This window comes from Lentihominibacter hominis (assembly GCF_014385065.1).
Lineage (GTDB): Bacteria > Bacillota > Clostridia > Peptostreptococcales > Anaerovoracaceae > Lentihominibacter > Lentihominibacter hominis.
The window spans coordinates 1-25,579 of the sequence record NZ_JACRTA010000003.1 but is presented as its reverse complement, the minus strand read 5'-3'; the positions used below and the strand labels follow the sequence as shown (position 1 = coordinate 25,579).

The following is a 25,579-nucleotide window of genomic DNA, read 5'->3' as shown; positions in this document are numbered from 1 at the left end:
ACAATTTAAACACCCCTCATCTTCTCTTCTGTTAAAATCTTATTATAATTGTCCGTTTCGCATTAAAGCAATATTAAAATAACAAATAAAGGGTAGAAATCCCATTGAAAAAAAACTATAATCCCATCAAATACTATTACAGAAAGAAGGTTTCTTTTATGAAATTCTACCCCGCATGGGCGGAAATCAATTTAAATTCTTTAGATGAAAATATACAAGCTATTCGCGATGAAATAGGATCCAATGTAAAAATTGCTCCTGTTCTTAAACATGATGCCTTTGGTCATGGAGCAGTTACCATAGCAAAACGGCTCATGCAGACCAAAAATATTGCCATGTTTTGCCTTGAGACTGTCGAGGAATGCCTCGCTCTGAGAAAAGAAAACATTAAAGTGCCCCTCCTTCTTCTCTCGGAGTTTTACGAAAAAGAACTTCCTCTGATCATGGAGAATAATATCACTGTAACAATATACGATCTGGAAGGCGCTCAAGAACTGAGCAAATTTGCAAAAAAATCAGGAAAACGTTGTAGCGTTCATCTCAGAGTAGATACTGATGAAGAATGTGATGGAATTGACATGGATGAATTCAAAGAAATCTATGCACAAATGCGCCAGATAAAAAATATAAAAATTGATGGAATATATACACAGATCTATAGTAGCTATTCTGATGACGAACAAGACAGAATAACAAGTCAAATAGAAGATTTCAAGACAGTTGTCGAAGAAATACCTCAAAAACAGAGAAAATCCATTCTCGTTCACGCAGCAGGATCGGAATGCCTGTTCAAATATCCACAAGCATACTTCGATATGGTTCGACCCGGAATGACGATGTTTTATAAACTGAAATCCACCGTTATAAAAGAGAACGGTCAGCGCCGCCAAAGCTTTGAAATAAAACCTATCATGAAGATAAAAACACGAGTAGAAGCAATATACAACGTTGACCGTGAAGTCCGTCAGTGCCTTGGACGTCTGGATCTTACTGAAAGCTGTCAACGCGTGGCTGATCTTTCCATAGGATGGTGGGATGTATGTTATCTTTTTATGGAAAAAGACGGTTATGCTATGATACGTGACAAAAAAGTACGAGTTTTCACATCTACACAAATGGATCGTGTTCTGATTGATATTACCGGGGTAAAAGATGCCCACATAGAAGATGAAGTCACACTTCTCGGTGAACCTGACAATAACTTTGCGGACTCAAGAGAAACTCTGGAATTCAACAACTTCAGGCGAATACTACATACTGGAGAACGCATGCCTAAAAGATATACCAACTGGTCCGAGCATGCAATAGAATTCCCTGCCTTCGTCTTATACCATATAAGAAGAGAACTTCCTAAATTAAACGAGCTTCTGGATGATTACGGAAACAAATCTCTGGAACAATATTTGGCATCTCTGGATGTGGCTGGAACCGAAGCGCTGGAACCAAAAGAAGATATGGCCCAGTCAGCCTATGAACACACATTACCACTTTTCGGAGCAGAAATCGCCGAAGAAGTAAAAGATTATTTCACTACGCCGGACTGTCTGGTATACACAGCCCTTCACCACGGCGTGGATTTCGATTCAAATCAAATACAAAGTAACTTGATTTACTATCGTTATCTTCAGCGAAGCGGTCGTAGCAGTACGATCGTACCTATGCTTTCATGCGGAGGTGTCGACATGTCTTCTGCTACATACCCAAGAGGACTCGAATGCTACAGTACAGTTACTCCGAAAACAGATAATGACATGGAGGTTTTCCGCCTTCCTATATTCGACAACAGATACTCAAACATGGTTGTATATGATACACCTTCGTATACAAAAGAGATGGTAGAAAAAGTTATAGATGCATTAATGAAAGATGAAACCAGAGCATTCCTTAAAGAGCCTGTTTTAGATGTATTTTTATCAGTTTTAAAAAATGATTATCTTGACCCCTATATCATAAAGCAAGATTCTTATGCTAAGCAGGCTTCTCTTCTTAATCACCGTATCCAGAAAGGGTTCATAGACGGGAAAACCTCGCCTGATTTTATTTATCTGCAGATGGAGGATATCGTCACAGATTTAATAATAAAAGATATCCAAAAAGAGACTTCACTCACATGGAAAATACTGTTCAACGATAAAGTGCGCCGGGAAGTTGCAGCACAACTCGACGGAGAAACAGGCTGCTGGACGAAAACCGCTTTGGAACACATGATTCAGAACCCGCAGGAAAAAAGTACTGTACGGCACCATGGTTCATATTTCTTCTGGGGTATAAACAGCAGTAAAAAAAGGGTCCCTCTCTTATTGGAAGAACATGAAGGAAAACCATATCTAATCACAGTAAGTGGAGGAGAGGAAACAGAAAAATGGCTTCTTTCCCCTGAAAACATATCATTTCTTCTCAAAGAGAAACGTATATACCCGGGAGTTTTCATGATTATGTTCATGCTTAAATTTGTAAGAGGTTTTGCTTTAGCAGGAGGCTGTTTTCAAATCGAATATACAAAAAAAATGAAAACAGGACTTTGCAAAGCCCTCCGCAAATTTTCAAAACTGCAGGATACAGCAGAGCAAATAAATCTCGCTATGGATGATCATTATATCAATGGCCCTATGTTTGGACTTGTTGAAGATGCTTTTGGAGGATATGTTCAGGCAGGTCCTGCTGAAATTCTTGCACGCGGCGGAATAAAAGAAAATGAATTTCACAAACTTCTCAATATCAGTTTTCATGATGCAGCTATGATCGGAACACTGACAATGTATTCCGATGTGTTTGCTCAAAAAGACCGAATGAAAAACTGGCACAGCGAACTTTCCGGAGGTCTTGAAAAATTATATCAGCAAATTTGTCTTTCATAGATAAAACACCTTATATAAAAACAGTGCGGATAAAACCGCACTGTTTTTATTCTTCTTCAAACTCCCTATCCAAATTTTCAAGTATCTGTTTCAAGAAAATCCATACCTTATTTACAGATGAAACACTCACACACTCATTTACTGAATGGAAATACCAGCAGTTAGCCCCTATTGAAATAGCATCAAGATGAGGCAATTTTTCCAGCAAACATCCGCATTCTATACCTGCATGTACAGCTACCGGTTTAAGTTTCTCATGGAAAAGTTCCCGATAAGTACGCACAGCAAGCTGCCTCAGATCCGATCTCCTTCTGTATTTCCATGCAGGATATGGGGCAAACAGTTCAACTTTAGCCTCCAACAACTCAGACAGAGCCATAATTTTTTCAATGATAAAATTTCTGGAAGAAATATGCGAATATCTTATTTCTCCTACCAAAACAAAGAAATTATCACCTGCACGCATCACTCCCTGATTGATGGAACTTTCCACGAGCCCCTTCATATCAAGTGCCCCATTCATCTCCATAATACCGTTAGGTACCAGATATACCAACTTTAAAAGCTTCCTTAAACTCGGATGATACATATATTTTCCCTTATACGGACCTAAAGGCCGGATCTTTACATTCAACTCCGGTGCCGTAACCTGATATTCCGAACGAAATTCATTTTGAAGTCTAAACGTCAATTCCTCAAGCTGCCCGGCCTGTTCTTCATCAATCAATATAACCCCTTTTGTCTCTCTTGGTATGGCTACACGTGAAGTCCCTCCTTCAATAGACACAAGCTCGGCATCCAGATCCTTTTCATACAAACTTAAAGTTCTCCAAAACAGCTCATTGGCATTTCCTCTGGCTTTATGTATGTCGCCCCCGGAATGCCCTCCCGTAAGATTCTCAATCTTCACCTCATATGCCATCATCTCATAATCCGTAAGCTCATATGAAATAGGAAGTTTTATCTTTACACCTATTCCTCCGCATCCGCTCACAAGCACTTGATTATCGACAAAATAATCAAGATTGATAAGATAATCTGCATTAAACCATTTCGCCTCTACAGTCTCTATCCCTTTAAACGTAGACTCCTCCTGGACAGTAAACAATACCTCCAGTTTTGGATGTTTCAGCATTTTATCTTCAAGAACAGCCAACGCCAAAGATACACCAATTCCATCATCTGCCCCAATACTTGTTCTCCCCCTGCTGGAAAGAATATCATCATCTAAATAAAGTTTAATAGGGTCCTTTTCAAAATCATGATCACAATCAGATGCTTTTTCACATACCATGTCCATATGAGCCTGTAAGATAACAGAAGGCAATCCTTCATAACCTGGCGAAGCCTGTTTGTATATAATGATATTCAGATTTTCGTCCTGCACACACTCCAGTTTCCGACTCTCTGCCCACTCCTTAAGATAATCACTTATAGCTTTCTCATTCTTTGTGCCGTGAGGTATCTGGCACAGTTTGCCGAAATGATTAAAAACCGGATGTTTCATCAAATCATCCATATTTGAAAACATTACTTTTCCCATCCCTTACACCTCCGTTTCGCTCTCCATATTCAGGCCAAAATCAATCTTCTCTCTTACTACACAGTTCTTCAAGATCATATGGCGTATCCTGATAAACATAATAATTAAGCCAGTTGGAAAAAAGAAGGCTGGCATGACTTCTCCATCTGAACAAGATCTCATTTTTAGGATCATCATTTTTAAAATAATTCTTAGGAACATCTATTTGAAGCCCCTTATTGATATCCCTGAAATATTCTCCCGCTAAAGTCTCCTTATCATATTCCTGATGCCCCAGTACGAAAATCTGCCTGCCGTTCTCTGTAGATATGATATGGGGCCCTACTTCTTCAGAATCCGCCAGAATACGAAGTTCTTCATGCTTTTCTATATCTTCACGCAAAACTTCCGTATGTCTTGAATGAGGTGCATAAAAAGTCTCATCAAACCCACGCACAAGAGGATTATGAGGCCTTATTACCCTATGTTCGAATATCCCGAAAACTTTACTGTCCAGCAAATGTTTGCCTATGCCATAATGATAATAAAGGCTGGCCTGAGCTCCCCAGCATATGAACATATTACTGTACACATGTGTTTTGGCAAATTCAAAAATTTCACAAAGCTCTCTCCAGTAATCAACATCTTCATAAGGCATTTGTTCCACAGGCGCCCCCGTAAGGATCATCCCATCAAAATAATCTTCTTTGATCTCATCTATTGTTTTATAGAACGAATCCATATGTTCCTGAGATATATGTGTAGACTCATGAGAATCCATCGTGATCAATGTCATTTCAACCTGAAGAGGGCTGTTGGATAAAACCCTCGCAAGCTGCGTTTCAGTTGCTATTTTAGTTGGCATAAGATTAACTATAACTATCTTAAGGGGTCTTATATCCTGAGTAACGGCCCGACCCCTGTTCATGGTAAATATATTCTCACTCTGCAAAGCTTCCGCCGCCGGAAGCCCATTAGGTATAATCAATGGCATCGAGTTCAATCTCCCTTTCATCTATTTGGCCACTAAATACAGCCATTTGCTAATCTTTACAAAATCGCTATTTTAAAGCCTGCTCAATATCTGCAATCAAATCTTCAGCGTCTTCCAGTCCGCATGAAAATCTCACAAGATCAGGACTCACACCCGCTGCAGCAAGTTCTTCATCGCTCATTTGCCTGTGAGTCGAACTTGCAGGATGCAGACAGCAAGTTCTCGCATCAGCTACATGAGTTTCTATAGCAGCAACTTTTAATTTCTGCATAAAATCCTCGGCAGCCTTTCTGCCTCCCTTTACTCCGAAACTTACCACACCGCATGAACCATTAGGCAGATACTTCTGTGCAAGCTCATAATCTGTGTCACCCTCAAGACCGCAATATTTCACCCATGAAATTTTCTCATGGCTATTGAGGTATTTAGCTACAGCAAGACCATTTTCTGCATGTCGTTTCATCCTAACATGCAGACTCTCAAGCCCCATATTAAGCAGAAAAGCATTCTGAGGCGACTGAATAGACCCTAAATCTCTCATAAGCTGTACCGTCGCTTTAGTTATGAACGCTCCCTCAAGGCCAAATCTTTCGGTATATGTAACGCCATGATAACTATCATCAGGTTCACATAGCCCGGCAAACTTTTCAGGATATTCAGTCCAGTCGAATTTACCGGAATCCACTATACACCCTCCTACACCGGCTCCATGTCCGTCCATATATTTAGTAGTTGAATGTGTCACTATATCAGCTCCGAACTCAAAAGGCCTGCAATGCACCGGTGTAGCAAACGTATTATCTATTATAAGAGGCACTCCATGTTTATGAGCAGCATTTGCAAATTTTTCAATGTCAAGTACTACCAATGCAGGATTTGCAACGGTTTCTCCAAACACAGCCTTTGTATTCGGCCTGAATGCAGCCTCCAGTTCTTCCTCAGTGGCATGAGGAGAAACAAAAGTAAATTCGATCCCCATTCTCTTCATGGTTACCGCAAATAAATTAAACGTCCCTCCATATATAGCTGAGGAGGCCACAATATGGTCTCCACATGAAGCTATATTAAACACAGCATAGAAATTGGCAGCCTGCCCTGACGAGGTCAGCATCGCCGCGCTTCCCCCTTCAAGAGAAGCAATTTTAGCCGCAACATGATCGTTAGTTGGATTTTGAAGCCTCGTATAAAAATATCCCGATGCTTCAAGATCAAATAGTTTCCCCATATCCTGACTTGTGTCGTATTTAAAAGTTGTACTCTGTACAATCGGTATCTGTCTTGGTTCACCGTTCCCCGGTCTGTATCCATCCTGTACACATTTAGTTCCTATTCCCATATTTATAAATTCCTTTCAAAGTTTTTCAATTAATAATACACTATTTACCTATGAATTTCAAATACTCTTCCCTGCCCTGCTCATATAGATTTCCCCCCACACTGTCCAGAACAACAGTAAGGGGCATATCCTCCACATAAAGCCTTCTTATTGCCTCTGCCCCCAGATCATCAAAAGCAATCACCTCAGCATCTTTTATCTGCTTTGCCATCAGTGCTGCAGCCCCTCCTATTGCAGCCAGATATACTGCTTTATTTGCAACCACCGCTTCCATCACTTCCTGTGATCTTTGTCCTTTTCCTATCATGGCAAGCTGCCCCAAATCCAAAAATTTCGGGGCATACGCATCCATTCTGTAACTTGTAGTAGGTCCTGCCGAACCAATCACATATCCCGGCTTTGCCGGAGTAGGCCCCACATAATATATAATAGAATCTATCATATCAAAAGGTAAAGGCTCACCCTTATCAAGAAGCTCTGTCATTCTTTTATGCGCCGCATCACGAGCAGTATAAATCGTTCCTGTGACAAGGATTTTATCACCTGCTCTGAAATCCTTGATTTTTTCCTTACAAAAAGGTTCCATCAACTTATATTCCATAATATCCACCTCCCGCCTGCTAAAGAACAGCCTCTTTATGTCTGCTGACATGACAGTTTATATTTACCGCAACAGGCAGCCCTGCAATATGGGTAGGGGCTGCGATTATCTTGACCGCCAAAGCAGTTGTCCTTCCGCCAAATCCCTGCGGCCCTATCCCCAACTCATTTATCCGTTCCAGCAGTTCCCTTTCCATATTTTCATAATACGGATCATCATTCTTTTTATCCACCGGAATTAATAAGGCCTTCTTTGCCATCAACGCAGCTTTGTCAAATGTTCCGCCTATACCGACTCCAACCACTATAGGAGGACATGGATTAGCCCCTGCATCATTACATGTTTTAACAACAAAATTCTTTACACCATTTTCTCCCGCAGACGGCGGAAGCATTATAATACGGCTCATATTTTCGGAACCGAAACCTTTAGGAGCCACTGTGATTTTCACTTTGTCACCATCCACGATTTCTGTATTTATATAAGCGGGTGTATTATCACCTGTATTTTTTCTCCTCAAAGGATCTTCTACCACAGATTTTCTTAAAAAACCTTTTTCATACCCTCTTCTGACTCCCTCGTTTACAGCGTCTTTGAGCATTCCTCCGACAAGGTGAACATCCTGCCCTATTTCCAAAAATACACAGGCCATCCCCGTATCCTGACACAAAGGAAATATCCCTTCCTCAGATACTGTGATGTTTTCCTCAATACTTTCAAGTATATCTTTGGCTATATTCCAGTTTTCTTCACAAAGCCTCTGATGTATACAGGCCTTCACATCTTCTCCGAGATAATGATTTGCCTCTATACACATCTGTGCTATCTTATCTTCAATATCTTTCACATTTACTTCTCTCATGATCATACTCCGTACACCTGATCTATCTCCTGCATAGTATTCTTAAGTATACCTTCCACATCAGCTCCAACTATATCCAGCATCTCAGCTTTATGGCAAACTATATCTCCAATTCCGTACAGTCCGCTGCACACTGCTTTCACATAATCAAATCCAAGATTAAATTCACCTATAGGACCGCCGGCAGTAGTAACATATATCACCTTTTTCACATTGCCCAATCCCTCTGGTATGCCTTCCTCCGTGTAATGAAATGTCAGGCCCTGTACCGATACCGCTTCAATATAACTTTTAACAACAGCCGGAAACGACAGATCCCAATAAGGTGCAGCTATAACGACAATATCTGCTCCCACAAACTGTTTTGCATATCTGAACATATCATCAGAAAAGTCCTTATTGCTTATATACAAATCTCTTTTTTCCAATCTTTCAAGATTGAGAGGCTCTATATCTTCTTTTCCGAGATCAAGTTCTTCTGTCTGTCCATCAAGTTTATCCAACAGATACTTAGCTAAAACATTAGTCCTCGACTGCGGACGTACACAAGCATTTACAAATAATATCTTCTTCATCGTTTTCACCTCATCATTATAATCATTTCTCAAAGACTATCTCTTTGACTCCATCCTCCTCAAGATAGCAAAGCTCCTCATGAGCTTCAGCATCCTCAGCAATCTTATTAACATCAAGCTTAAAATACTTAACTGTGCCATTCGCCAAAATTGCCCCCTCAGCATCCATTATACATGCTTCCGTAACAAAAATTCTTGAATTTTCCCTAACTGTAACACCTCTTCCTATAAGCTCCTGATCATAGACTACAGGTTTTCTGTACTTAGTATCTATAGAAAATGTTACGCCAAAAGACTCTTCTGACAGATCTTTTGCCCACAACGCTCTTAGTCCCAGTTCATCAATCATAGCTGTTATAAGTCCACCATGAACACGACCCGGATAACTTTGATGCTGATATCTGTACCGAAACAAAGTCATGACACTTCCATCCTCCATATTATAAAACGGTGCCTTTACTCCATATTCATTATCTAGCCCACACATTATACACATTTTACTGTTTCTCTGCTTACTTATAACTCTCATCTTTATCTCCTACTATAATTTATTATTATACACCATATCAGGTCATAGTTTTGGAATTTTATCATAAACTTGTACAAATATATTTTAGGAGACTGCATGATGAAACGAAGAATAAGAAAAAAGAGAAAATTAAAAAAACATATCAATTCATTTTTGGATATATGGGGATCTGCTATGGACATCCCTTTCATAAAACCCATATTTATCACAATACTTACCATCTGCATACTGCTTATATTCATCCCCTATATTCTGACAAAGATATCTCCCAATACTGATGAACCGGAAAAAGAACTTATACCTCAAGCGGAATTTCAATTAAAAGAAGTTCCCGAAACAATAAACATATACAGAACTGAATCCAAAAAAGTTGAAACCGTAAATTTTGAGAATTATGTAAAAGGTGTCATATCTGGAGAAATGCCCTCCGATTTTCACATAGAAGCTCTAAAAGCTCAAGCAGTAGCAGCCAGAACCTATTCTCTTGCAAGAGTCCTTAAAGCTCAGTCCGGAAGCAATCCCGAGGCACATCCAGATGCACCACTCTGCGACAGTACCCACTGTCAGGTATACAAAAATGAGTCTGAACTTGAAGCATTAAAAGGAAAGGACTGGATGAATGATGGCTGGAAAAAAATATGCCGTGCTGCTGATGAAACAAAAGGGCAGCTGCTATATTATAATGGAGAACTTGTAGAACAAGCTCTCTTCCATTCTTCAAGCGGAGGAAAAACAGAGAATTCAGAAGATGTCTTCGCCTCTGCCGTACCATACCTTGTGAGCGTAGACAGCCCATATGAGGATGAAGCTACTCATCAGGAAGAGCAACATTCCTTTTCTATAGCTGAAATTTCTGCCGCAGTAAAAAATAAATATCCCAATATATCATTTGGAACAATAACCGCCGATACCATCAAAATCATCAACAGAAGCAACGGAAACAGAGTAGAAAAAATGCAGATAGGAAACGGAATACTAAAAGGCAGGGAAGTTCGGGAAGCACTTAATCTTCCATCAGCCAATTTTACAATAAATATTTCCGAAGATACTGTGACATTCACTTCCAATGGTTCAGGACATGGAGTGGGTATGAGCCAATATGGAGCAGATGGTATGGCAAAAAACGGATATAATTATAAGGATATCCTTTCTCATTATTACAGCGGAACTCAAGTATATTAAAACGGGCGCTATGTTATTGGTCTCACCAGCAACATAGCACCCGTTCTTATTTATCTGTAAATCTGTATTTTATCATTTACTGCTGTGACAACCGCATCCACATCCTGAATGTTCCTGCTCCTTTTTAGGTGAACAGCATCCGGCATCAGGACAGCCTACACATCTGGCACCTCTTTTCTTTGCCCTTATTATATAAGCTACCGCGCCGGCAACTATCAGCAGTATTATCAATCCGACAATGATATCAGTTATCATACAGATGCCCCCGTTCCTTTATTGTGCAACGAATATTCCACATCAAATTTCTGTCTCGATCTGCGAGAAATCACAACTACTATAGCCGCCATGATCAATACAGCAATCAATCCAGGTATAAATGCATTTCCAAGATGTCCTTCCGTAAAAAGCGTACCAAACTGATATACCAAGAATGCTACTGTATATCCTGTACCCAGCTGAAGACCTATAGCTCCCCACAGCCACTTAGCACTCTTCATTTCAGAATTCATCGCTCCTATAGCTGCGAAGCAAGGAGGTGTGAAAAGGTTAAACATCAGATATGCCAGAGCAGTTACTGTAGTAAGTCCCATTGTAACAGCTACTTCATTTGCTCCTCCTGTAAGAGCCAGCTCATCAGTATCAATAAATCTTGTGATGGAATAAACTACAGCTAGTGTACCAACAACATTTTCTTTTGCTATAAAACCTGTAATTGCCGCTGCCGCCAACTGCCAAGCTCCGAATCCCAAAGGTACCAGCAGAACTGCAAACGGTGAGGCTATAGATGCCAGAATCGAAGTATCTGCTGCATCTTCACCCACAACCTGGAATTTCCAGTTAAAGGTCTGCATCAGTTGAACTACACAGTTACAAACCAATATAATAGTAGCAGCCTTGATTATGTACGCCTTAGCTCGCTCAAGCATTGAGAAGCAGGCTCTCTTAAGACTAGGAAGTTTGTAGCTCGGAAGTTCCATAATAAAGAATGATTTTCTATATTTATATCCCGTAATTCCTTTAATAAGTAATGCTCCTAAGAAAATAAGCAATATGCCCACAAAATACATCAAAGCATTAACCCATGAAGCGCCTGAGAAAAATGCTCCTGCAAACAACGCTATAACCGGAATCTTAGCTCCGCATGGAATAAATGTCGTAAGCATTGCAGTAGCTCTTCTTTCTCTCTCATCTCTGATAGTACGGCTTGCCATTATGCCCGGTATTCCGCAGCCTGTACCGATTATGATCGGAATTATAGACTTACCTGAAAGGCCTACACGCTTAAATATAGGATCCATTACTACACTTACTCGGGCCATATAACCACAATCTTCCAAGAGTGCAATAAGGAAATACATTACCATTACTAATGGCAGGAAGCCAACTACAGCACCTACGCCGCCAACGATACCATCCGCCAATATAGCCTGAAGAAGCGGAGAGCTGTTTTCAAGAAGACCTGAAACCCATCCCTGGAAAGTTTCAATCCATCCCACAAGCCAGTCAGCAATAAGCGGACCTACTTTTGACTGCGATATCCAAAATACTGCCCACATGACAGCCGCAAAGATCAGAATTCCTGCAACCTTATTTGTAAGTACAGAATCCACCTTGTCTTGCGAATTTCTTTCTTTTGTCAGAACTTTACGCGTTTCCACTTCCTTTACGATTTTATTTACAAAATCAAAACGCTTTCTGTCTTCCGCTTCAACTGCTTTTTTATCATGAAGATCTATATCAGCTTGAAGATAAGGAGCTTTCTGACCGTTTCCATTCAATTCAACAGCCGCATTTACAGCTTCCTTAAGGCCCGTTTTATCCGATGACGTTGAAACAGTTTTTATAATAGGGCAATTCAGTTTTTTAGATAAAGCTTCAGTATCAATTTCCGTATTTTGTTTTTCATTTATATCACTCTTATTAAGAGCAACTACTACAGGAATTCCAAGTTCCAGAAGCTGAGTCGTAAAGAATAAACTTCTGCTCAGATTCGTAGCATCAACTATATTAATTATAGCATCTGGATTCTCATCTCTCACATATCCGCTTGTAATACCTTCCTCAGGCGTAAACGGTGACATTGAATACGCTCCCGGTAAGTCCACTGCAATGATTTCTTCTACAAAATCATAGAACTCCTTTTTTATCGGACTCTCCTTTTTACCTATAGTAACCCCGGCCCAGTTACCAACGCGTTCATTTTCCCCCGTCAGTGCATTATACATTGTCGTCTTACCACTATTAGGGTTGCCGGCAAAAGCAATTCTCATAAAATATCCTCCTATTTCCTCTCATTATTAGTAAATATATAACAAATAAATAGTTACCTGAAGCTAACTGATGCCCATAAAAAATAGTGATTTAAATCACTATTTTATTAAAACTGCACTTGCTATGCCATTATCAATATTGTATCTTCCATCTTTAATGGAAACCGTACAGCCGCCTTTTAAATGAGATATCACAGTAACAGGCTCCCCGCTGTAACATCCCAGCGAGAAAAGGAATGCCTTTAACTCTTCATCGTCTGTTTCAATATCCTCTACAATATATGTTTCACCAACATTAGCATCATTTAAATTCATGACATTTCCCTCTGGCTTTCATTTTTATTATATGGATTAGTTAATATTTACTAACCTCATTAGCTATAACTTACCACTTGTATATTATTTTGTCAATATATTTTTAGTTATAACTTTATATCTTTAATAATTCTTTGCCTTTATCTGAAAATATCCCTTTTGATGAAAGCATACAGGGCATATTTCCGGAGCTTCTTTGCCTGTCAGTTCATGTCCACAATTGCCGCATATCCATAAAACGTCTTCATCACGCTTAAACACCTTATTCTGCTGTATGTTCTCCCTAAGCTGCTTATAACGATCCTCATGATGCTTTTCAATACCTGCCACGCCTTCCATTTGCTTCGCTATTTCCGTAAAGCCTTCTTCTCTGGCCACTTTGGCCATATCAGCATACATTTCACTCCATTCATAATGTTCACCTTCAGCTGCAGAAAGAAGATTCTCCTCAGTTGTTCCTATACCGGCAAAATGCTTATACCATAATTCCGCATGTTCCTTTTCATTTGCCGCAGTATCTTCAAATATTTTGCTGATCTGATGATATCCCTCTTCTTTAGCTTTTGAGGCAAAAAAAGTATATTTATTTCTTGCCTGTGACTCACCGGCAAAAGCTATAAGCAGATTATCATAAGTTTTACTTCCTTTTAAATCTTTCATAATATATCCTCCTCGATGTAATTTACGATTATCCTTATTATTTCCTGAAAAAAGAAATATATGCCATTTAAAAAATAAATATTATAGATAAAATATATAAAACAATATTCATATGTAAAATTTTAACATTGTTTGGTGTTTTCAATTTACGATGAGAAACCACATATTTCATCCGAAATTAAAATAAAAGAAAATTAAAAAGTGCTGTCCGGTTGACATCCGATCAGCACTGTAAATATTAATATTATATTATTCTTCTACTCTCATAATATTAGCTCCCAATGACCTAAGTTTTTCTACAAACTTTTCATAACCTCTATCTACATGATAGATCTGTGAAACTTCTGTAGTTCCTTCAGCTACAAGCCCTGTAAGTACTACCGCCGCCCCTGCTCTTAAATCTGTAGCGACAACCTGCGCTCCACTTAACTTCTTGTGACCCGGTATTATGGCACAATTACCATCTATTTTTATATTGGCCCCCATACGATTAAATTCTCCTACGTGCATAAATCTGTTTTCAAAAACAGTTTCTATAACAACGCTCGGGCCTTTCGCAACTGTCAGCAAAGCCATAAAAGGCGACTGCATATCAGTAGGAAATCCGGGATACGGAAGTGTTTTGACATCAGTAGAATTGATCTCTCCCATATCTCCTCTCACAAGGACACCATCTTCCATCTGCTCAATATAAACGCCACACTCTCTAAGTTTTGCGATCACAGCTTTGAGATGATCAGGTACTACATTCCTGATCAGGACATTACCCTTTGTCATAGCCGCACCCACCATAAATGTGCCTGCTTCTATTCTATCAGGTATAACATAATGACAGACACCTTTGAGAGATTCTACACCATCTATTTTTATGGTATCAGTCCCTGCACCTTTAATCCTTGCTCCCATTTTATTGAGGAAATTTGCCAAATCAACAATTTCCGGTTCCTGAGCTGCATTTTCCAAAACAGTAGTACCTTCAGCCAAGGCTGCCGCCATTATTATAACTTCTGTAGCGCCTACGCTTGGAAAGTCCAGATATATGGTATTGCCTGTAAGTTTTTCAGCACTCGCATCCACAATTCCTCTTGTAAGCTGTTCTTCATCTATTTTTACTCCCAAAGCCTTCAGCCCTTTCAAATGAAGTTCAACAGGTCTTTTGCCTATAGCACATCCTCCCGGAAGATGTATTACAGCTCTTCCCGTTCTTATAAGAAGTGCTCCGAGCACCAGTATTGAAGCTCTCATCATCTTTACAAGATCAAAGGGTGCTTCATAAGATATCTGCCCCCTTGCTTCTATGGAAACCTTATTTTCATCAAGTCTTTTATCTACAGCTGCACCCATGCTTTCCAGAAGTCTGCACATAACATCTACATCCCGAAGAGCCGGCACATCTTTTATTTCACATTTTTCTTCCGTCAAAAGCGTAGCAGCCATAATTGGAAGAACAGCATTCTTTGCCCCACTTATAGTCACTTCTCCTCGCAACGGAGCGCTTTTTTGAACCAGGAATTTTGCCACTTTTTTCCTCCGTAAAATTCACTTCGCAATCAGTATATTATACTGTCTTTCTTATACTATTTCAAGGATTACATATGATAAGGAAGAGGTTTACAGGTTTTACACATAAGGGGAGCAAAACGTATTAACAAAACCTCTTCCTTAATATTTATTGTTGCCAAACATATTGTTTTAACGCAAAAAAAGGACAATTAAATTGCTCCTTTTTTCGTGTGTTTTTTATAAATTCTGCAGCTCCTTTATGCATTTACTGCATACATTTTTTCCCTTTATTTGTTTTATGCCATCGGAACTCCCACAGAAAACGCAGGCCGGCTGATATTTCTTAAGCATGATGGATTCTCCGTCAACGTATATTTCAAGAGGATCTTTTATTTCTATGTTTAAAGTTCTCCTAAGCTCTATAGGTAATACGATCCTGCCCAATTCATCAACTTTTCTTACAATTCCTATTGCTTTCATGACTAACTCCTTTCAATCAATACCCTGAACTTTTGAAACCGCCTATACAAAACTATTTTTACTTATCAGAAGCATTCTTAATGGCTAAGATCGCTTTTACTATCGCAGTTATCATTGATATTACACTTTGTTTTTCATTTACCGTATCTGTTATGTCTGAAACAGTATCCGATACATTACTTATAATGTCATCGACATCCTTACTCCTCTTTGCTGCCAAATCAGTTATAACCTCTACATCTTTGAGTACTTCACTGGTATGCTCAAGCGTTACCGCCAGACGCTTTAAACAGCGTATTAGATATACTGTCAGCACTATGACTGCAACACATATAATTATCAATAACAACATCTTCAAATCAATCGTTATATTCATAGGCAAGTCCTCCCATACTTATTATATTATCACATAAAATGGAAATCTCTTCAACATATTTTTCGTTTTACCGAATATTTTTAGTAGAGGTGTATATTATGATGAATCGTATATGGGGCTTTATGCTCCTCATAGGTGTCGTTTTCTCCATTATTAACGGTAAAACTGCAGAATTCACAGACGGCTTAATGAGCAGTTGTACACAGGCCGTTCAGTTTATAATATCTCTGGCTGGTATAATGGCAGTATGGAGCGGTCTTATGAAGATCGCTGAAGTGTCCGGTCTCATAGAAAAAGTATCCAATGCTGTGAAACCTTTGATATCATTTCTCTTCCCATACGAAAAAAACGATAAAACCATCGCCATGATGATAATGAGTTTTATGGCTAATATATTTGGAGCCGGAAACAGCGCCACCATATTCTCACTAAAAGCTATGGAACTTTTGGATAAAGAAAACCCCCATCCCTCCTATGCAAGTGATGCCATGTGCATGTTTATGGCGCTCAGCATGTCAATGATACAGCTTGTTCCTATAACAGTCATAAAAATACGAAGTGATCTCGGTTCCTCCGCTCCTGAGGATATAATTCTCCCATCCATAATTGCCGGTTTGATTTCCATGATTATTTCAGTATTAGTATGTAAGATCTTCGAAAGGAAGAATAAAAATGCCTAACCTTCTAAGTATTTTTTCCGTAATGTTTCTCCCTATACTCATAACCATAATAATTTTATACGGTATAAAGAAAAAAACAGATATCTACGATGTATTTATTGAAGGAGCTAAGGAAGGCCTTCATACATGTATAGACATACTTCCTTTCATCATCGGTATCTTTATAGGAATCGAAGCACTGACATCATCCGGAGCCATGGACTTCATAGAAAAAGCAGCAGCACCTGTCTTCAATTTTTTTGCTATCCCCGAAGAACTTATTTCTCTCATATTTTTAAGGCCTGTCTCCGGAAGCGGCTCTCTTGTAGTCGCAGAAAGAATAATGGAAATCTCGGGACCTGATTCTCTTGTCGGCCGCGCGGCTTCTGTCATGGTAGGAAGTTGTGAAACTATATTCTATGTTCTGGCACTGTATTTTGGAGTCACATCAGTAAAAAAAATGAGACACTCTTTCACAGCAGGTCTCATAGGTTATATTGCGGGAATTTTTGCGTCAGTATATATATGCAAAATTTTATAACAAAATTTCATCGGATCCGCTCATATATTTTCATTATTTCATCACTGTAACTCCTCCCAGATCCATAGATACACAACTCCTTCATTATTTTAAGCTCGCGACCACCCCCTGCTCTGCAATGGACAAGTACAATATTAGGAGGCTGTCCTTGTCTGGGAACTACAAACCTAATATTTTTAGGCTCTATACGATTCTTTCTGCAATAATAAAAAATATCCACAAGCCGTGAAGGTCTGTGTACCATGAAAAAATCACCGCTTCCATTTAACATATCAGAAGCAGCTTTTATAAAATCTCCTATATCGGCAACGGTCTCATGCCTTGCAATAAACTTACTTTCATTGCCCGAAGGAATTCCCCCTCCTTTCGGAAAATAAGGAGGATTACAAGTAACCATATCTATATCTTTATCAAAATATATGCTTTTATCAAGTTTTGAAATATCCGCTTGAAAAAACTCGACACGTGACTGCAGTTTATTTAATTCGCAGCTTCTTTCCGCCATCTGAACAGAAGACTTTTGCAGCTCCACGCCTATAAACTTAGCATCTTTATTTTTATGACTCAAAATAAACGGTATGATTCCATTACCCGTTCCCAGATCCGCTGCCATTTTGAATCTGCTGCAGATATTATATGCAAAATCAGCAAGTATGACAGCATCTACCCCGTAACAGAAGCCTTTCGGATCCTGTATAAGCTTTAGATCCCCAAATCCTATATTTTCTACTCTCTCCATATTCATCAAGATATTAATCCTTCATCAGCTCTTTGATTTCTTTCAGCACATCATCCTCCAGATTGGCTAGCTCATCCTCTCTTTTTCTGTTATTTTTCTTTCCAAATCTCTTTATATCATCCTTTTTATAATTATAAATTTCTGCACTGAGCTTTTCTTCAGAATCCTTATCCTTAGATCCTTCTTCTACTATAAGTCTTGTCTTCACAACATTTTCAAGTATATTAACGTCTGTTACCACAGCCATCCCATCCGGCGTCTTAATCCTTTCACCTACAGAAGGCATTCCCTTTTTCAGATGTGTATATACTTCATTCTCAAACTTCAAACAGCACATCAGCCTTCCACAAATACCTGATATCTTAGAAGGATTAAGCGATAAATTCTGAACCTTCGCCATCTTTATAGATACCGGCTCAAAATCAGAAAGCCACGTATTACAACAAAGACCTCTTCCGCAATTTCCGACACCGCCCAGCATCTTTGCCTCATCCCTGACTCCGATTTGCCTTAATTCTATCCTCATTCTAAAAATTGCAGCCAGATCTTTCACAAGCTCTCTAAAATCCACTCTTCCATCAGCAGTGAAATAAAAAATCACTTTACTATTATCAAAAGTATATTCCACATCTATGAGTTTCATTTCAAGCTTATGATCATCTACCTTTTGCTGACAGAGCCTCAGAGCCTCACTTTTTTTTGCAAGATTTTCCTCATGCCGTTTTTTATCTTTTTCATCAGCTATTCTTATTATATTTTTAAGAGGAGCCACCAGATCTTGTTCCTTTACTTCCGTCTCTCCCATGGTAACAGTTCCGAACTCCAAACCTCTTGCTGTCTCAACAATAACATTATCACCTACACCGACTTTAAATTCTCCTGGGCTGAAATAATAAAGTTTCCCTGCTTCCTTAAACTTTATACCTACTACCTTTGTCATCATCTATCCTCCGATTTTTATCAGCAAATTCTTCATTGCATAAGATTGAGAAACGCCTTCTTTAATCTGTCTTCTTGCATTCTCTGCGGCATATATATTTCTTTTAAGATCCTCATCCTTATAAAGAGATATCCCTTTGTTTTTCTTTATAAGCATATTTCTGAAAACTACTTGAAGGCTGTCTAAAAATCCTGCCACTTCATCACTGTTTTCAAGAATATCATCAATTTCCTGCTTTAATTTATAAAAAGGTTCTCGGTTCAATGCCATATCAGACACCTTCTCCGCCTTTTCCATCATAAAATCATATCCTTCACTGCCAAAATAATTTATTCTATATTTCACACATCTGGATTTTATTGTCTGCACGAGATTTTCCATATTTTCTGACAAAAGCATAATTACAGAGCTACCCGGCGGCTCTTCCAACGTTTTCAAAAGTCTGTTTTGAGCACGCAACGTCATAGTATCGCTGTTTTCTATTATCACAATATGACGATCACCAAATGGCTTGTTTTTAAGACTTTCCTGCATCTTTACAATATCTGCATCTTTAATAGATCCACCTGATGCTTTAATATATATTATATCTTCGTGATTACCGTGATCTACTTTGCGGCATATACCGCAAGAATTACAGTTATCCCCTGTATTTACAGGACACAGAATCCCTTTTACAAAACTCTCGACAAATGACCTTTTATCTATACAACCAATCCCTTCGAAGATATAAGCGTGAGATATCTTATCCGTCTCTATGATATGATCCAGTCTGGCTATTAAATTCTGATTTTCATCTCGCTCTTTAAAATACATTCTACCATCACCTATCATTTCTCAAAAGATATTCTATATGGGATGTTATAGTTTTTTCAATATCTTCTATAGTCTGGGAAGCATCTATTCCAATAATTCTGCCGGGGAAATCCTTTTCCAAAATCTCATATCCCTCATAAACTCTTTTATAAAAATCTTCATTTTCCATCTCTATCCTATCACGTTCCCTGTCTTTTATCCGTCCGCTTCCTACATCAGGCTTTACTCTCATCAGAAAAGTCATATCTGGCATATATCCATTCACCGCATATCCGTTTATAACATTAATACATTTTCCGAGTTTTCTTCCATATCCCTGATAAGCAACACTTGAATCAACAAACCTATCACATATCACAATCTTTCCTGCTTCTATTGCAGGGCCTATAATCTGCTCTACATGCTGAGCACGAGATGCAGCATAAAGCAAAGCTTCCGTCATATATGTCATTTTCTCATTAGATGTATCCAGAATTATATCCCTTATTTTTTCGCCTATTTTAGTGCCACCAGGTTCTCTGGTTAACACAACCTGATAACCTTTATTGAAAAAAAACGTCTCAAGTTTTTTTATCTGTGTGGACTTTCCCGATCCATCCACTCCCTCAAAAGATATGAAATAACCTTTTTTCATCGCTGCTTTTCTCTGACTTTCTTTTTATTTTTTCTTTCTTTTCTTCGCTTTCTCTTACTTAACTGCTTTTCCGGACGATCCTCGTTCCTATCCACAGCTTCTTTTCGCTCCTGCTTTTTCTTGTAATAAGGAGTCTCCTTTTTGTATCGCTCTGTTTCCTGCGCTTCCCTGTTTTTATACTGCTCTCTCACATATTGCTTATTTTCATTCCTTCTGCTTTCACCAGATCCGGCAATTGAACTTCCCCGTCTTTCAGAGTTTTTCTTTTCACTTTTCCTCTCATTCTGAGGATCCTTAGAAGACGTCTTCAGTTTCTCGTTAAGATTATTAATAAAATACATCATTAATACCGCTAAAGGTATTACTATGACTAATACAAATACAAACTTTATGAAACCCATAAACCTCTATCCTCTTATATAATATTATTGCATCAAGTTTTCCAGCTAAATTCTTTTGTTTTAAGCGTTTACACCAATAACGTTTATTATAACTTACCATCTGTTAAAAATCAAGAAATCAGCCATTCTCTGAGATTCCAAAGAATATAAAAAACGAGGAAAGAAATATCCTCTTTCCTCGTTACATTTTTCAGGAAATCAAATCAAATTCTATAATAACTTTAAACAGGTCTCCATCTATATATATTTCAAAACTGCCTCCCTGAAGTTCCACAAGATTTCTGGCTATGGAAAGTCCAAGCCCACTCCCCTCCGTATGCCTGGAGCTATCACCTCTTACAAACCTTTCCGTCAATTCTTCTCCTGAAATATTAAGCTCATATTTAGAAGTGTTTTTATATGTTATGACAGCCTTTCCCGCCTTCTTTTCAAGGGTCTGATATACTCTTGTTCCCGGCTGAGAATATTTGCATATATTATTCAGCAAATTGTCAAACACTCTCCACATACTACGTCCATCAGCCATTATAGATATATTTTCCTCAGGCAGCCTCATAATCATTTCCAGACGTTCTTTTTCAGCTTTCTCTTTATATTCCCCCATAACCTGCATCATCATTACTCCTGCATCGCAGGGAAGAAGCTCTATATTCACATTGCCTGTAGCCGCCTTAGAAGCTTCCACGAGATCTTCAGTCAGTTTCTTCAAACGCTGAGACTGCCTATCCAGCACATCTATATATTCCTTTGCCTTTTCATTGTCTATATCTTCTTTTTTCAAAAAATCAACATAATTAATTATAGAAGTGATAGGAGTTTTAATATCATGGGATACATTAGTTATAAGCTCTGTTTTGAACCTCTCACTCTTTAACCTTTCCTCTACTACAGTCGACATTCCATTACTTATATCATTTAAACTTTCCGCATACTTTTCAAGATCAAAAAACAAACCCTTCTTATCAACTTTATAACCCATATCTCCTTCAGCCAGATGCCTTGCTCCGTCTTGAAGCCTTTTCATACACAAAGAGATATATATTATCAGAGCTGCTGTAATTATCGCCCCAATAAACCAGATAAACAGAACTCCTCCCGAGCCATAACTGTTTATAGCCTGAATCATCATTATAAAATTTATCATAATTCCAGCCAAAACTGACAAACCTGTTTTCCATACAAGACTAACATGTCCAAAGGTCTTCGCCACAATCAATATTATTTTTTTTAGCATCCTTAAAAGTTTAAAAATTACCGTATTTCTCCACCATCCGCCAGCTTTCACCTGTACAGCAAATACCAGCATATAGCATGTAACTATAATAGATATTGCAACGGTAACAGCGCAAATCGCCGCGATCAGCTCTTCATAGTTAAAAAATGAAATTTCCGAATCAAAAGATATCATCATGATAAAAATCATGGGCAATGTCAATACCACTGTTAAAAAATCCATCGGAATTTTATTTATAAATGAACGCTTTTCTCTGTCCCTGCCTGCAGCACACATAAGAATTATAAATAACACAACTGAAAATATCGTTCCTATTATCGATGCCGCCATCGCCACAGTTCTATAGCCGTATACAGCTTTGAATAAACCATATATGTAATCAATCTCATCAGGAACACCTCCGTTTTCAAGATCCCCCAAATATATCTCTATATAAATTCCCTCACTGTGCCATATACTGTCTGTAAATACGCCGTCCTGTTCACCAAGCTGTGGATTGAGCTCTCTTAGAATTTCAGGCTGTGCATCATCCTTTTCTTCATCTATCATATACATAGTATAGCCAAACTGAGTAGATGAGCTCTCACCCTTTACAAGTTCCTCATCACTTATAAACAAATTATACTCCCCAGTACTTACTGACTCTGTCAAATCACTGTCGCCTTCAGTATAAGTCTCATAATACACAATATCGTTCATACGGTAGGAAATCAGGCTGGATATATCAGAATATATATCCTGCTTAACACTTTCTTTATTTTTATAGTACCAATGATTCGATATATTCGTAATAACCACTATACTTGATAGCACAGTTACTGTAATAAAAACGATCATCAAAATATACAATATCGCTCTGATCACAAAACTCTTATTTAACTTATCCATTCTTCACCTCATTCAATCTTATATCCCTGTCCCCAAACGACTTTAATATGACGAGGCTGATCTGGATTGATCTCCAGTTTCTCGCGTATATGACGTATATGTACAGCAACAGTGCCTTCAGCGCCAAATGAATCTTCTTCCCAAACAGCTCTGTAAATTTCCTTGGGAGCGAAAACCTTTCCTCTGTTTTCCATAAGAAGCCTTAAAATTCCATATTCCTTGGGTGTAAGTCTCACAGCGTTTCCCATGAACACAACTTCTTTAGATTCATCATCAAGCTCTATATCACCGATTTTAAGCGTACTTTTTTTCATTGGAGCAGCTCCCAATTCCATATATCTTCGTAACTGTGATTTCACCCTAGCAAGAAGCTCCACAGGATTAAAAGGTTTAGTAACATAATCATCAGCTCCTATATTAAGCCCTAATATCTTATCAGTGTCCTCCCCTTTAGCAGTAAGAAATATAACAGGCATATTACAATCCTTTCTCAGCGTAGTAAGAACCTGTATGCCATCTATCTCAGGCATCATTATATCAAGAAGAACCAAGTGAATATCATTCTCTTCTATTATCGCAAGAGCTTCTCTTCCATCATAAGCTTCATAAAGATTATAATCATTCCCCGACAAGTAAATTTTGAGAGCAGCTACAATATCTTTTTCATCATCACATATTAATATGTTATACATCATCTCAACCTCCACTATTATTATGCCACGAAATCCATTGAGAAAAAATATGTAAAACTATTAAGAATTTATTAAATCAGCGACTATTTAATAGGTAAAATCGAAAAAATATAAATAGTATTGCAAAACAATCCTAAATAGAGTAAAATTTCTGATATTAACAATATAGAAAGGGTATGCCAATTATGAACATCAAAAAAATATTTGTTGTAGGCGCAGGTTTCATGGGTTCCGGTATCGTAGAAAATACCGCTGTAAAAGGACTTAATGTAACTGCATACGATATTTCACAATCTCAGCTTGAAAAAAGCATGAAAACAATCGACAAAAATCTAAAAAAAGCCGTCGAAAAAGGAAAAATGAACGAATCCGAAAAAAAGAATGCTCTCTCACGGATATCCTGTACCACTCATATTTCTGACTGTAAAGATTCTGACGTTATTATTGAAGCAGTAGCCGAAAACAAAGAGATAAAGACAAATATAATGAAAAAACTGGAATCTTACGCAAAAAAAGATGCTATAATAGCCAGTAATACTTCATCTATATCTATAACTGCTCTGGGCAATATATTTAAAAACCCTGAAAGATTTGTAGGTATGCATTTCTTCAGTCCTGTCCCAAAAATGCCACTCATGGAAATAGTAAGAGGCTATCAAACAAGTGATCAAGCTCTTTCAAAAGCAAAAATTTTAGGAGAATTCATGGGAAAATCCTGTATTATCGCCCATGATGAACCCGGATTCATTGTCAACCGAATGTTGATACCGATGCTTAACGAAGCATGTATACTTGTAGAAAGAAAAATAGGAACAATAGAAGAAATAGACAGAGGTGTGAAACTCGGGCTCCATCATCCCATGGGACCTCTCGAACTCATGGATATGATAGGAATAGATGTAGAATTAGCAGTAATGCAGGTACTTCATGAAGAGATAGGCGATCCAAAATACAGACCTGCAGTATCGCTCAGAAGAATGGTAGACTCAGGCTTTCTCGGAAGAAAAACAGGTATAGGTTTTTATATATATCACGAAGATGGAACAAAAACACCTAACACATATCTCCTCAGATAATAATTTAAAAGCGCTCTTCTATAAGAGCGCTTTTAATATTTATTTTCTTAGAAATTCTTCAACTGCATAATTAAATTCTTTACAGTTTTTTTGAGCAATAAAATGATTTCCCTTAATAAATATAAGCTGAGCCCCGGGAATACTGTCAGCAATAAGTCGGGTATGTTTGCTTTTTATTAAATCTTTTGTTCCAGCCATGACAAGTACAGGCATTGAAAGTTTTTTTAACTCATCAGAGGAAATGTACGGCTCATCTATCATAAGTTTCAGCATCTCAGCCTTTAACATTGCCATTGTATTTCTTGAAGAAAACATTTTAGCAACTTTATATCCTATCTTAATAGGAATCTGGATCCTACATTTTACTCCTGAAGGAACTAAATCAGCACCATTAATAATTAATTTTTCAACCATATAAGAATATTTAAGCGCAAAACACAAAGCGATATTCCCTCCGTCAGAAAATCCTAATATATGAGCTTTTTTGATTTTATGAACATTCATAAAAAAATACAGATCCTCCGCAAATTGCCGAATAGTAAAAGGAGCTATTCCTCTATCGGATTTCCCATGACCTCTCGTATCCAACGCAATCACTTTATAATCTTTTGAAAAATATTCAATCTGATGAGAAAAATATTCACAAGAGCCTCCATTTCCGTGTAATAAAATAATAGGAAAACCTTCACCTCGCTCCTCATAATGTAACGATATATTCATTGTCATCCCCTTTATTATACATAAAGAAAAACAGCTTGTTATTCAAGCTGTTTTTTTATAAGCGGCAACGTCCTACTTTCCCAGGCGGTCTCCCGCCAAGTATCATCAGCGCTAAAGAGCTTAACTTCTGTGTTCGGTATGGGAACAGGTGTATCCTCTTCGCTATTGTCACCGCA

Annotated in this window: 27 protein-coding genes and 1 rRNA gene; 5 read left to right on the top strand and 23 right to left on the bottom strand. The window is 38.2% G+C overall.

Features of this window, described 5'->3' with window-relative positions; genetic code table 11:
* Positions 1 to 158: 158 nt before the first annotated feature.
* Positions 159 to 2,858, top strand: a complete 2,700-nt coding sequence (alr, locus tag H8692_RS08200) for an alanine racemase (RefSeq protein WP_187525439.1) — start codon at positions 159 to 161, stop codon at positions 2,856 to 2,858.
* 46 nt (positions 2,859 to 2,904) lie between these two features.
* Here alr and pepD read toward each other — a convergent pair whose 3' ends face one another.
* The 7 genes from pepD to H8692_RS08165 form a co-directional block, all read right to left on the bottom strand.
* Complete coding sequence (gene pepD / locus H8692_RS08195) at positions 2,905 to 4,401, bottom strand: beta-Ala-His dipeptidase (RefSeq protein WP_177268545.1); 1,497 nt, start codon at positions 4,399 to 4,401, stop codon at positions 2,905 to 2,907.
* Between the two features lie 40 nt (positions 4,402 to 4,441).
* Positions 4,442 to 5,374 carry a homoserine O-acetyltransferase MetA gene (metA, locus tag H8692_RS08190; protein ID WP_177268547.1) on the bottom strand — a complete coding sequence of 311 codons (933 nt, stop codon included), beginning with the start codon at positions 5,372 to 5,374 and terminating at the stop codon, positions 4,442 to 4,444.
* 67 nt (positions 5,375 to 5,441) lie between these two features.
* Positions 5,442 to 6,710 (bottom strand): O-acetylhomoserine aminocarboxypropyltransferase/cysteine synthase family protein, encoded by a 1,269-nt coding sequence (locus H8692_RS08185; protein ID WP_177268549.1) that lies wholly within the window; start codon positions 6,708 to 6,710, stop codon positions 5,442 to 5,444.
* 40 nt (positions 6,711 to 6,750) lie between these two features.
* Positions 6,751 to 7,311 (bottom strand): Fe-S-containing hydro-lyase, encoded by a 561-nt coding sequence (locus H8692_RS08180; RefSeq protein ID WP_177268551.1) that lies wholly within the window; start codon positions 7,309 to 7,311, stop codon positions 6,751 to 6,753.
* 19 nt (positions 7,312 to 7,330) lie between these two features.
* Complete coding sequence (locus tag H8692_RS08175) at positions 7,331 to 8,173, bottom strand: fumarate hydratase (RefSeq protein ID WP_177268553.1); 843 nt, start codon at positions 8,171 to 8,173, stop codon at positions 7,331 to 7,333.
* A gap of 2 nt (positions 8,174 to 8,175) precedes the next feature.
* The gene (locus H8692_RS08170) at positions 8,176 to 8,748 is read right to left on the bottom strand and encodes an NAD(P)H-dependent oxidoreductase (RefSeq protein ID WP_207722977.1); all 573 of its coding nucleotides are present in this window, start codon (positions 8,746 to 8,748) and stop codon (positions 8,176 to 8,178) included.
* 22 nt (positions 8,749 to 8,770) lie between these two features.
* Positions 8,771 to 9,277, bottom strand: coding sequence for a PaaI family thioesterase (locus H8692_RS08165; RefSeq protein ID WP_177268555.1), 507 nt, complete (start codon positions 9,275 to 9,277; stop codon positions 8,771 to 8,773).
* Between the two features lie 96 nt (positions 9,278 to 9,373).
* Between H8692_RS08165 and spoIID the strand changes: the two genes are divergently transcribed.
* Positions 9,374 to 10,459, top strand: coding sequence for a stage II sporulation protein D (gene spoIID, locus H8692_RS08160; RefSeq protein ID WP_187525438.1), 1,086 nt, complete (start codon positions 9,374 to 9,376; stop codon positions 10,457 to 10,459).
* A gap of 72 nt (positions 10,460 to 10,531) precedes the next feature.
* Here spoIID and H8692_RS08155 read toward each other — a convergent pair whose 3' ends face one another.
* The 7 genes from H8692_RS08155 to H8692_RS08125 all read right to left on the bottom strand — a co-directional run bounded on the left by H8692_RS08155 (position 10,532) and on the right by H8692_RS08125 (position 16,063).
* On the bottom strand, positions 10,532 to 10,714 hold the full coding sequence (locus tag H8692_RS08155) for a FeoB-associated Cys-rich membrane protein (protein WP_207722976.1): 183 nt from the start codon (positions 10,712 to 10,714) through the stop codon (positions 10,532 to 10,534).
* Complete coding sequence (gene feoB, locus H8692_RS08150) at positions 10,711 to 12,729, bottom strand: ferrous iron transporter B (RefSeq protein WP_187525437.1); 2,019 nt, start codon at positions 12,727 to 12,729, stop codon at positions 10,711 to 10,713. Before feoB ends, H8692_RS08155 begins: the two co-directional genes overlap by 4 nt.
* Before the next feature lie 99 nt (positions 12,730 to 12,828).
* The gene (locus H8692_RS08145; RefSeq protein ID WP_177268561.1) at positions 12,829 to 13,044 is read right to left on the bottom strand and encodes a FeoA family protein; all 216 of its coding nucleotides are present in this window, start codon (positions 13,042 to 13,044) and stop codon (positions 12,829 to 12,831) included.
* A gap of 123 nt (positions 13,045 to 13,167) precedes the next feature.
* Entirely contained in the window at positions 13,168 to 13,704 is a 537-nt protein-coding gene (gene rbr / locus H8692_RS08140; RefSeq protein WP_177268563.1) for a rubrerythrin, read from the bottom strand.
* A 249-nt stretch (positions 13,705 to 13,953) separates the two neighbouring features.
* Positions 13,954 to 15,225, bottom strand: a complete 1,272-nt coding sequence (gene murA / locus H8692_RS08135) for a UDP-N-acetylglucosamine 1-carboxyvinyltransferase (RefSeq protein ID WP_177268565.1) — start codon at positions 15,223 to 15,225, stop codon at positions 13,954 to 13,956.
* Between the two features lie 219 nt (positions 15,226 to 15,444).
* Entirely contained in the window at positions 15,445 to 15,687 is a 243-nt protein-coding gene (locus tag H8692_RS08130; protein ID WP_177268567.1) for an AbrB/MazE/SpoVT family DNA-binding domain-containing protein, read from the bottom strand.
* 58 nt (positions 15,688 to 15,745) lie between these two features.
* Positions 15,746 to 16,063 (bottom strand): DUF948 domain-containing protein, encoded by a 318-nt coding sequence (locus H8692_RS08125; RefSeq protein ID WP_177268569.1) that lies wholly within the window; start codon positions 16,061 to 16,063, stop codon positions 15,746 to 15,748.
* A gap of 98 nt (positions 16,064 to 16,161) precedes the next feature.
* On the opposite strand from H8692_RS08125, the gene H8692_RS08120 reads away from it, so the two are divergent.
* Positions 16,162 to 16,743 (top strand): nucleoside recognition domain-containing protein, encoded by a 582-nt coding sequence (locus tag H8692_RS08120; RefSeq protein WP_187525436.1) that lies wholly within the window; start codon positions 16,162 to 16,164, stop codon positions 16,741 to 16,743.
* Complete coding sequence (locus H8692_RS08115; protein WP_187525435.1) at positions 16,736 to 17,263, top strand: nucleoside recognition domain-containing protein; 528 nt, start codon at positions 16,736 to 16,738, stop codon at positions 17,261 to 17,263. The genes H8692_RS08120 and H8692_RS08115 overlap by 8 nt, the downstream gene beginning before the upstream one ends.
* A gap of 7 nt (positions 17,264 to 17,270) precedes the next feature.
* Here H8692_RS08115 and H8692_RS08110 read toward each other — a convergent pair whose 3' ends face one another.
* The 7 genes from H8692_RS08110 to H8692_RS08080 form a co-directional block, all read right to left on the bottom strand.
* Complete coding sequence (locus H8692_RS08110; RefSeq protein WP_187525434.1) at positions 17,271 to 18,002, bottom strand: tRNA1(Val) (adenine(37)-N6)-methyltransferase; 732 nt, start codon at positions 18,000 to 18,002, stop codon at positions 17,271 to 17,273.
* Positions 18,003 to 18,015: 13 nt separating this feature from the next.
* On the bottom strand, positions 18,016 to 18,942 hold the full coding sequence (locus H8692_RS08105; RefSeq protein WP_177268603.1) for a PSP1 domain-containing protein: 927 nt from the start codon (positions 18,940 to 18,942) through the stop codon (positions 18,016 to 18,018).
* A gap of 3 nt (positions 18,943 to 18,945) precedes the next feature.
* A complete protein-coding gene (locus tag H8692_RS08100; RefSeq protein ID WP_187525433.1) occupies positions 18,946 to 19,758 on the bottom strand; it encodes a hypothetical protein in 813 nt (270 codons plus the stop codon).
* Positions 19,759 to 19,765: 7 nt separating this feature from the next.
* Complete coding sequence (gene tmk / locus H8692_RS08095) at positions 19,766 to 20,392, bottom strand: dTMP kinase (protein ID WP_177268579.1); 627 nt, start codon at positions 20,390 to 20,392, stop codon at positions 19,766 to 19,768.
* The gene (locus H8692_RS08090) at positions 20,389 to 20,793 is read right to left on the bottom strand and encodes a hypothetical protein (protein WP_187525432.1); all 405 of its coding nucleotides are present in this window, start codon (positions 20,791 to 20,793) and stop codon (positions 20,389 to 20,391) included. The genes tmk and H8692_RS08090 overlap by 4 nt, the downstream gene beginning before the upstream one ends.
* 190 nt (positions 20,794 to 20,983) lie before the next feature.
* Complete coding sequence (locus H8692_RS08085) at positions 20,984 to 22,915, bottom strand: sensor histidine kinase (RefSeq protein ID WP_187525431.1); 1,932 nt, start codon at positions 22,913 to 22,915, stop codon at positions 20,984 to 20,986.
* Between the two features lie 8 nt (positions 22,916 to 22,923).
* Positions 22,924 to 23,607 (bottom strand): response regulator transcription factor, encoded by a 684-nt coding sequence (locus H8692_RS08080; RefSeq protein ID WP_177268585.1) that lies wholly within the window; start codon positions 23,605 to 23,607, stop codon positions 22,924 to 22,926.
* A 185-nt stretch (positions 23,608 to 23,792) separates the two neighbouring features.
* Here H8692_RS08080 and H8692_RS08075 point away from each other — a divergent pair, with 185 nt between their 5' ends.
* A complete protein-coding gene (locus H8692_RS08075; RefSeq protein ID WP_177268587.1) occupies positions 23,793 to 24,683 on the top strand; it encodes a 3-hydroxyacyl-CoA dehydrogenase family protein in 891 nt (296 codons plus the stop codon).
* Between the two features lie 39 nt (positions 24,684 to 24,722).
* Here H8692_RS08075 and H8692_RS08070 read toward each other — a convergent pair whose 3' ends face one another.
* A complete protein-coding gene (locus H8692_RS08070; protein WP_177268589.1) occupies positions 24,723 to 25,403 on the bottom strand; it encodes an alpha/beta fold hydrolase in 681 nt (226 codons plus the stop codon).
* Between the two features lie 59 nt (positions 25,404 to 25,462).
* Positions 25,463 to 25,579 (bottom strand): 5S ribosomal RNA (gene rrf / locus H8692_RS08065).

Bases quoted from the DNA above. Each gene is read 5' to 3' on its own strand.
- alr (WP_187525439.1), top strand. From the start codon at position 159: ATGAAATTCTACCCCGCATGGGCGGAAATCAATTTAAATTCTTTAGAT.
- pepD (WP_177268545.1), bottom strand. From the start codon at position 4,401: ATGGGAAAAGTAATGTTTTCAAATATGGATGATTTGATGAAACATCCG.
- metA (WP_177268547.1), bottom strand. From the start codon at position 5,374: ATGCCATTGATTATACCTAATGGGCTTCCGGCGGCGGAAGCTTTGCAG.
- H8692_RS08185 (WP_177268549.1), bottom strand. From the start codon at position 6,710: ATGGGAATAGGAACTAAATGTGTACAGGATGGATACAGACCGGGGAAC.
- H8692_RS08180 (WP_177268551.1), bottom strand. From the start codon at position 7,311: ATGGAATATAAGTTGATGGAACCTTTTTGTAAGGAAAAAATCAAGGAT.
- H8692_RS08175 (WP_177268553.1), bottom strand. From the start codon at position 8,173: ATGAGAGAAGTAAATGTGAAAGATATTGAAGATAAGATAGCACAGATG.
- H8692_RS08170 (WP_207722977.1), bottom strand. From the start codon at position 8,748: ATGAAGAAGATATTATTTGTAAATGCTTGTGTACGTCCGCAGTCGAGG.
- H8692_RS08165 (WP_177268555.1), bottom strand. From the start codon at position 9,277: ATGAGAGTTATAAGTAAGCAGAGAAACAGTAAAATGTGTATAATGTGT.
- spoIID (WP_187525438.1), top strand. From the start codon at position 9,374: ATGATGAAACGAAGAATAAGAAAAAAGAGAAAATTAAAAAAACATATC.
- H8692_RS08155 (WP_207722976.1), bottom strand. From the start codon at position 10,714: ATGATAACTGATATCATTGTCGGATTGATAATACTGCTGATAGTTGCC.
- feoB (WP_187525437.1), bottom strand. From the start codon at position 12,729: ATGAGAATTGCTTTTGCCGGCAACCCTAATAGTGGTAAGACGACAATG.
- H8692_RS08145 (WP_177268561.1), bottom strand. From the start codon at position 13,044: ATGAATTTAAATGATGCTAATGTTGGTGAAACATATATTGTAGAGGAT.
- rbr (WP_177268563.1), bottom strand. From the start codon at position 13,704: ATGAAAGATTTAAAAGGAAGTAAAACTTATGATAATCTGCTTATAGCT.
- H8692_RS08130 (WP_177268567.1), bottom strand. From the start codon at position 15,687: ATGAAAGCAATAGGAATTGTAAGAAAAGTTGATGAATTGGGCAGGATC.
- H8692_RS08125 (WP_177268569.1), bottom strand. From the start codon at position 16,063: ATGAATATAACGATTGATTTGAAGATGTTGTTATTGATAATTATATGT.
- H8692_RS08120 (WP_187525436.1), top strand. From the start codon at position 16,162: ATGATGAATCGTATATGGGGCTTTATGCTCCTCATAGGTGTCGTTTTC.
- H8692_RS08115 (WP_187525435.1), top strand. From the start codon at position 16,736: ATGCCTAACCTTCTAAGTATTTTTTCCGTAATGTTTCTCCCTATACTC.
- H8692_RS08110 (WP_187525434.1), bottom strand. From the start codon at position 18,002: ATGGAGAGAGTAGAAAATATAGGATTTGGGGATCTAAAGCTTATACAG.
- H8692_RS08105 (WP_177268603.1), bottom strand. From the start codon at position 18,942: ATGACAAAGGTAGTAGGTATAAAGTTTAAGGAAGCAGGGAAACTTTAT.
- H8692_RS08100 (WP_187525433.1), bottom strand. From the start codon at position 19,758: ATGTATTTTAAAGAGCGAGATGAAAATCAGAATTTAATAGCCAGACTG.
- tmk (WP_177268579.1), bottom strand. From the start codon at position 20,392: ATGAAAAAAGGTTATTTCATATCTTTTGAGGGAGTGGATGGATCGGGA.
- H8692_RS08090 (WP_187525432.1), bottom strand. From the start codon at position 20,793: ATGGGTTTCATAAAGTTTGTATTTGTATTAGTCATAGTAATACCTTTA.
- H8692_RS08085 (WP_187525431.1), bottom strand. From the start codon at position 22,915: ATGGATAAGTTAAATAAGAGTTTTGTGATCAGAGCGATATTGTATATT.
- H8692_RS08080 (WP_177268585.1), bottom strand. From the start codon at position 23,607: ATGTATAACATATTAATATGTGATGATGAAAAAGATATTGTAGCTGCT.
- H8692_RS08075 (WP_177268587.1), top strand. From the start codon at position 23,793: ATGAACATCAAAAAAATATTTGTTGTAGGCGCAGGTTTCATGGGTTCC.
- H8692_RS08070 (WP_177268589.1), bottom strand. From the start codon at position 25,403: ATGAATATATCGTTACATTATGAGGAGCGAGGTGAAGGTTTTCCTATT.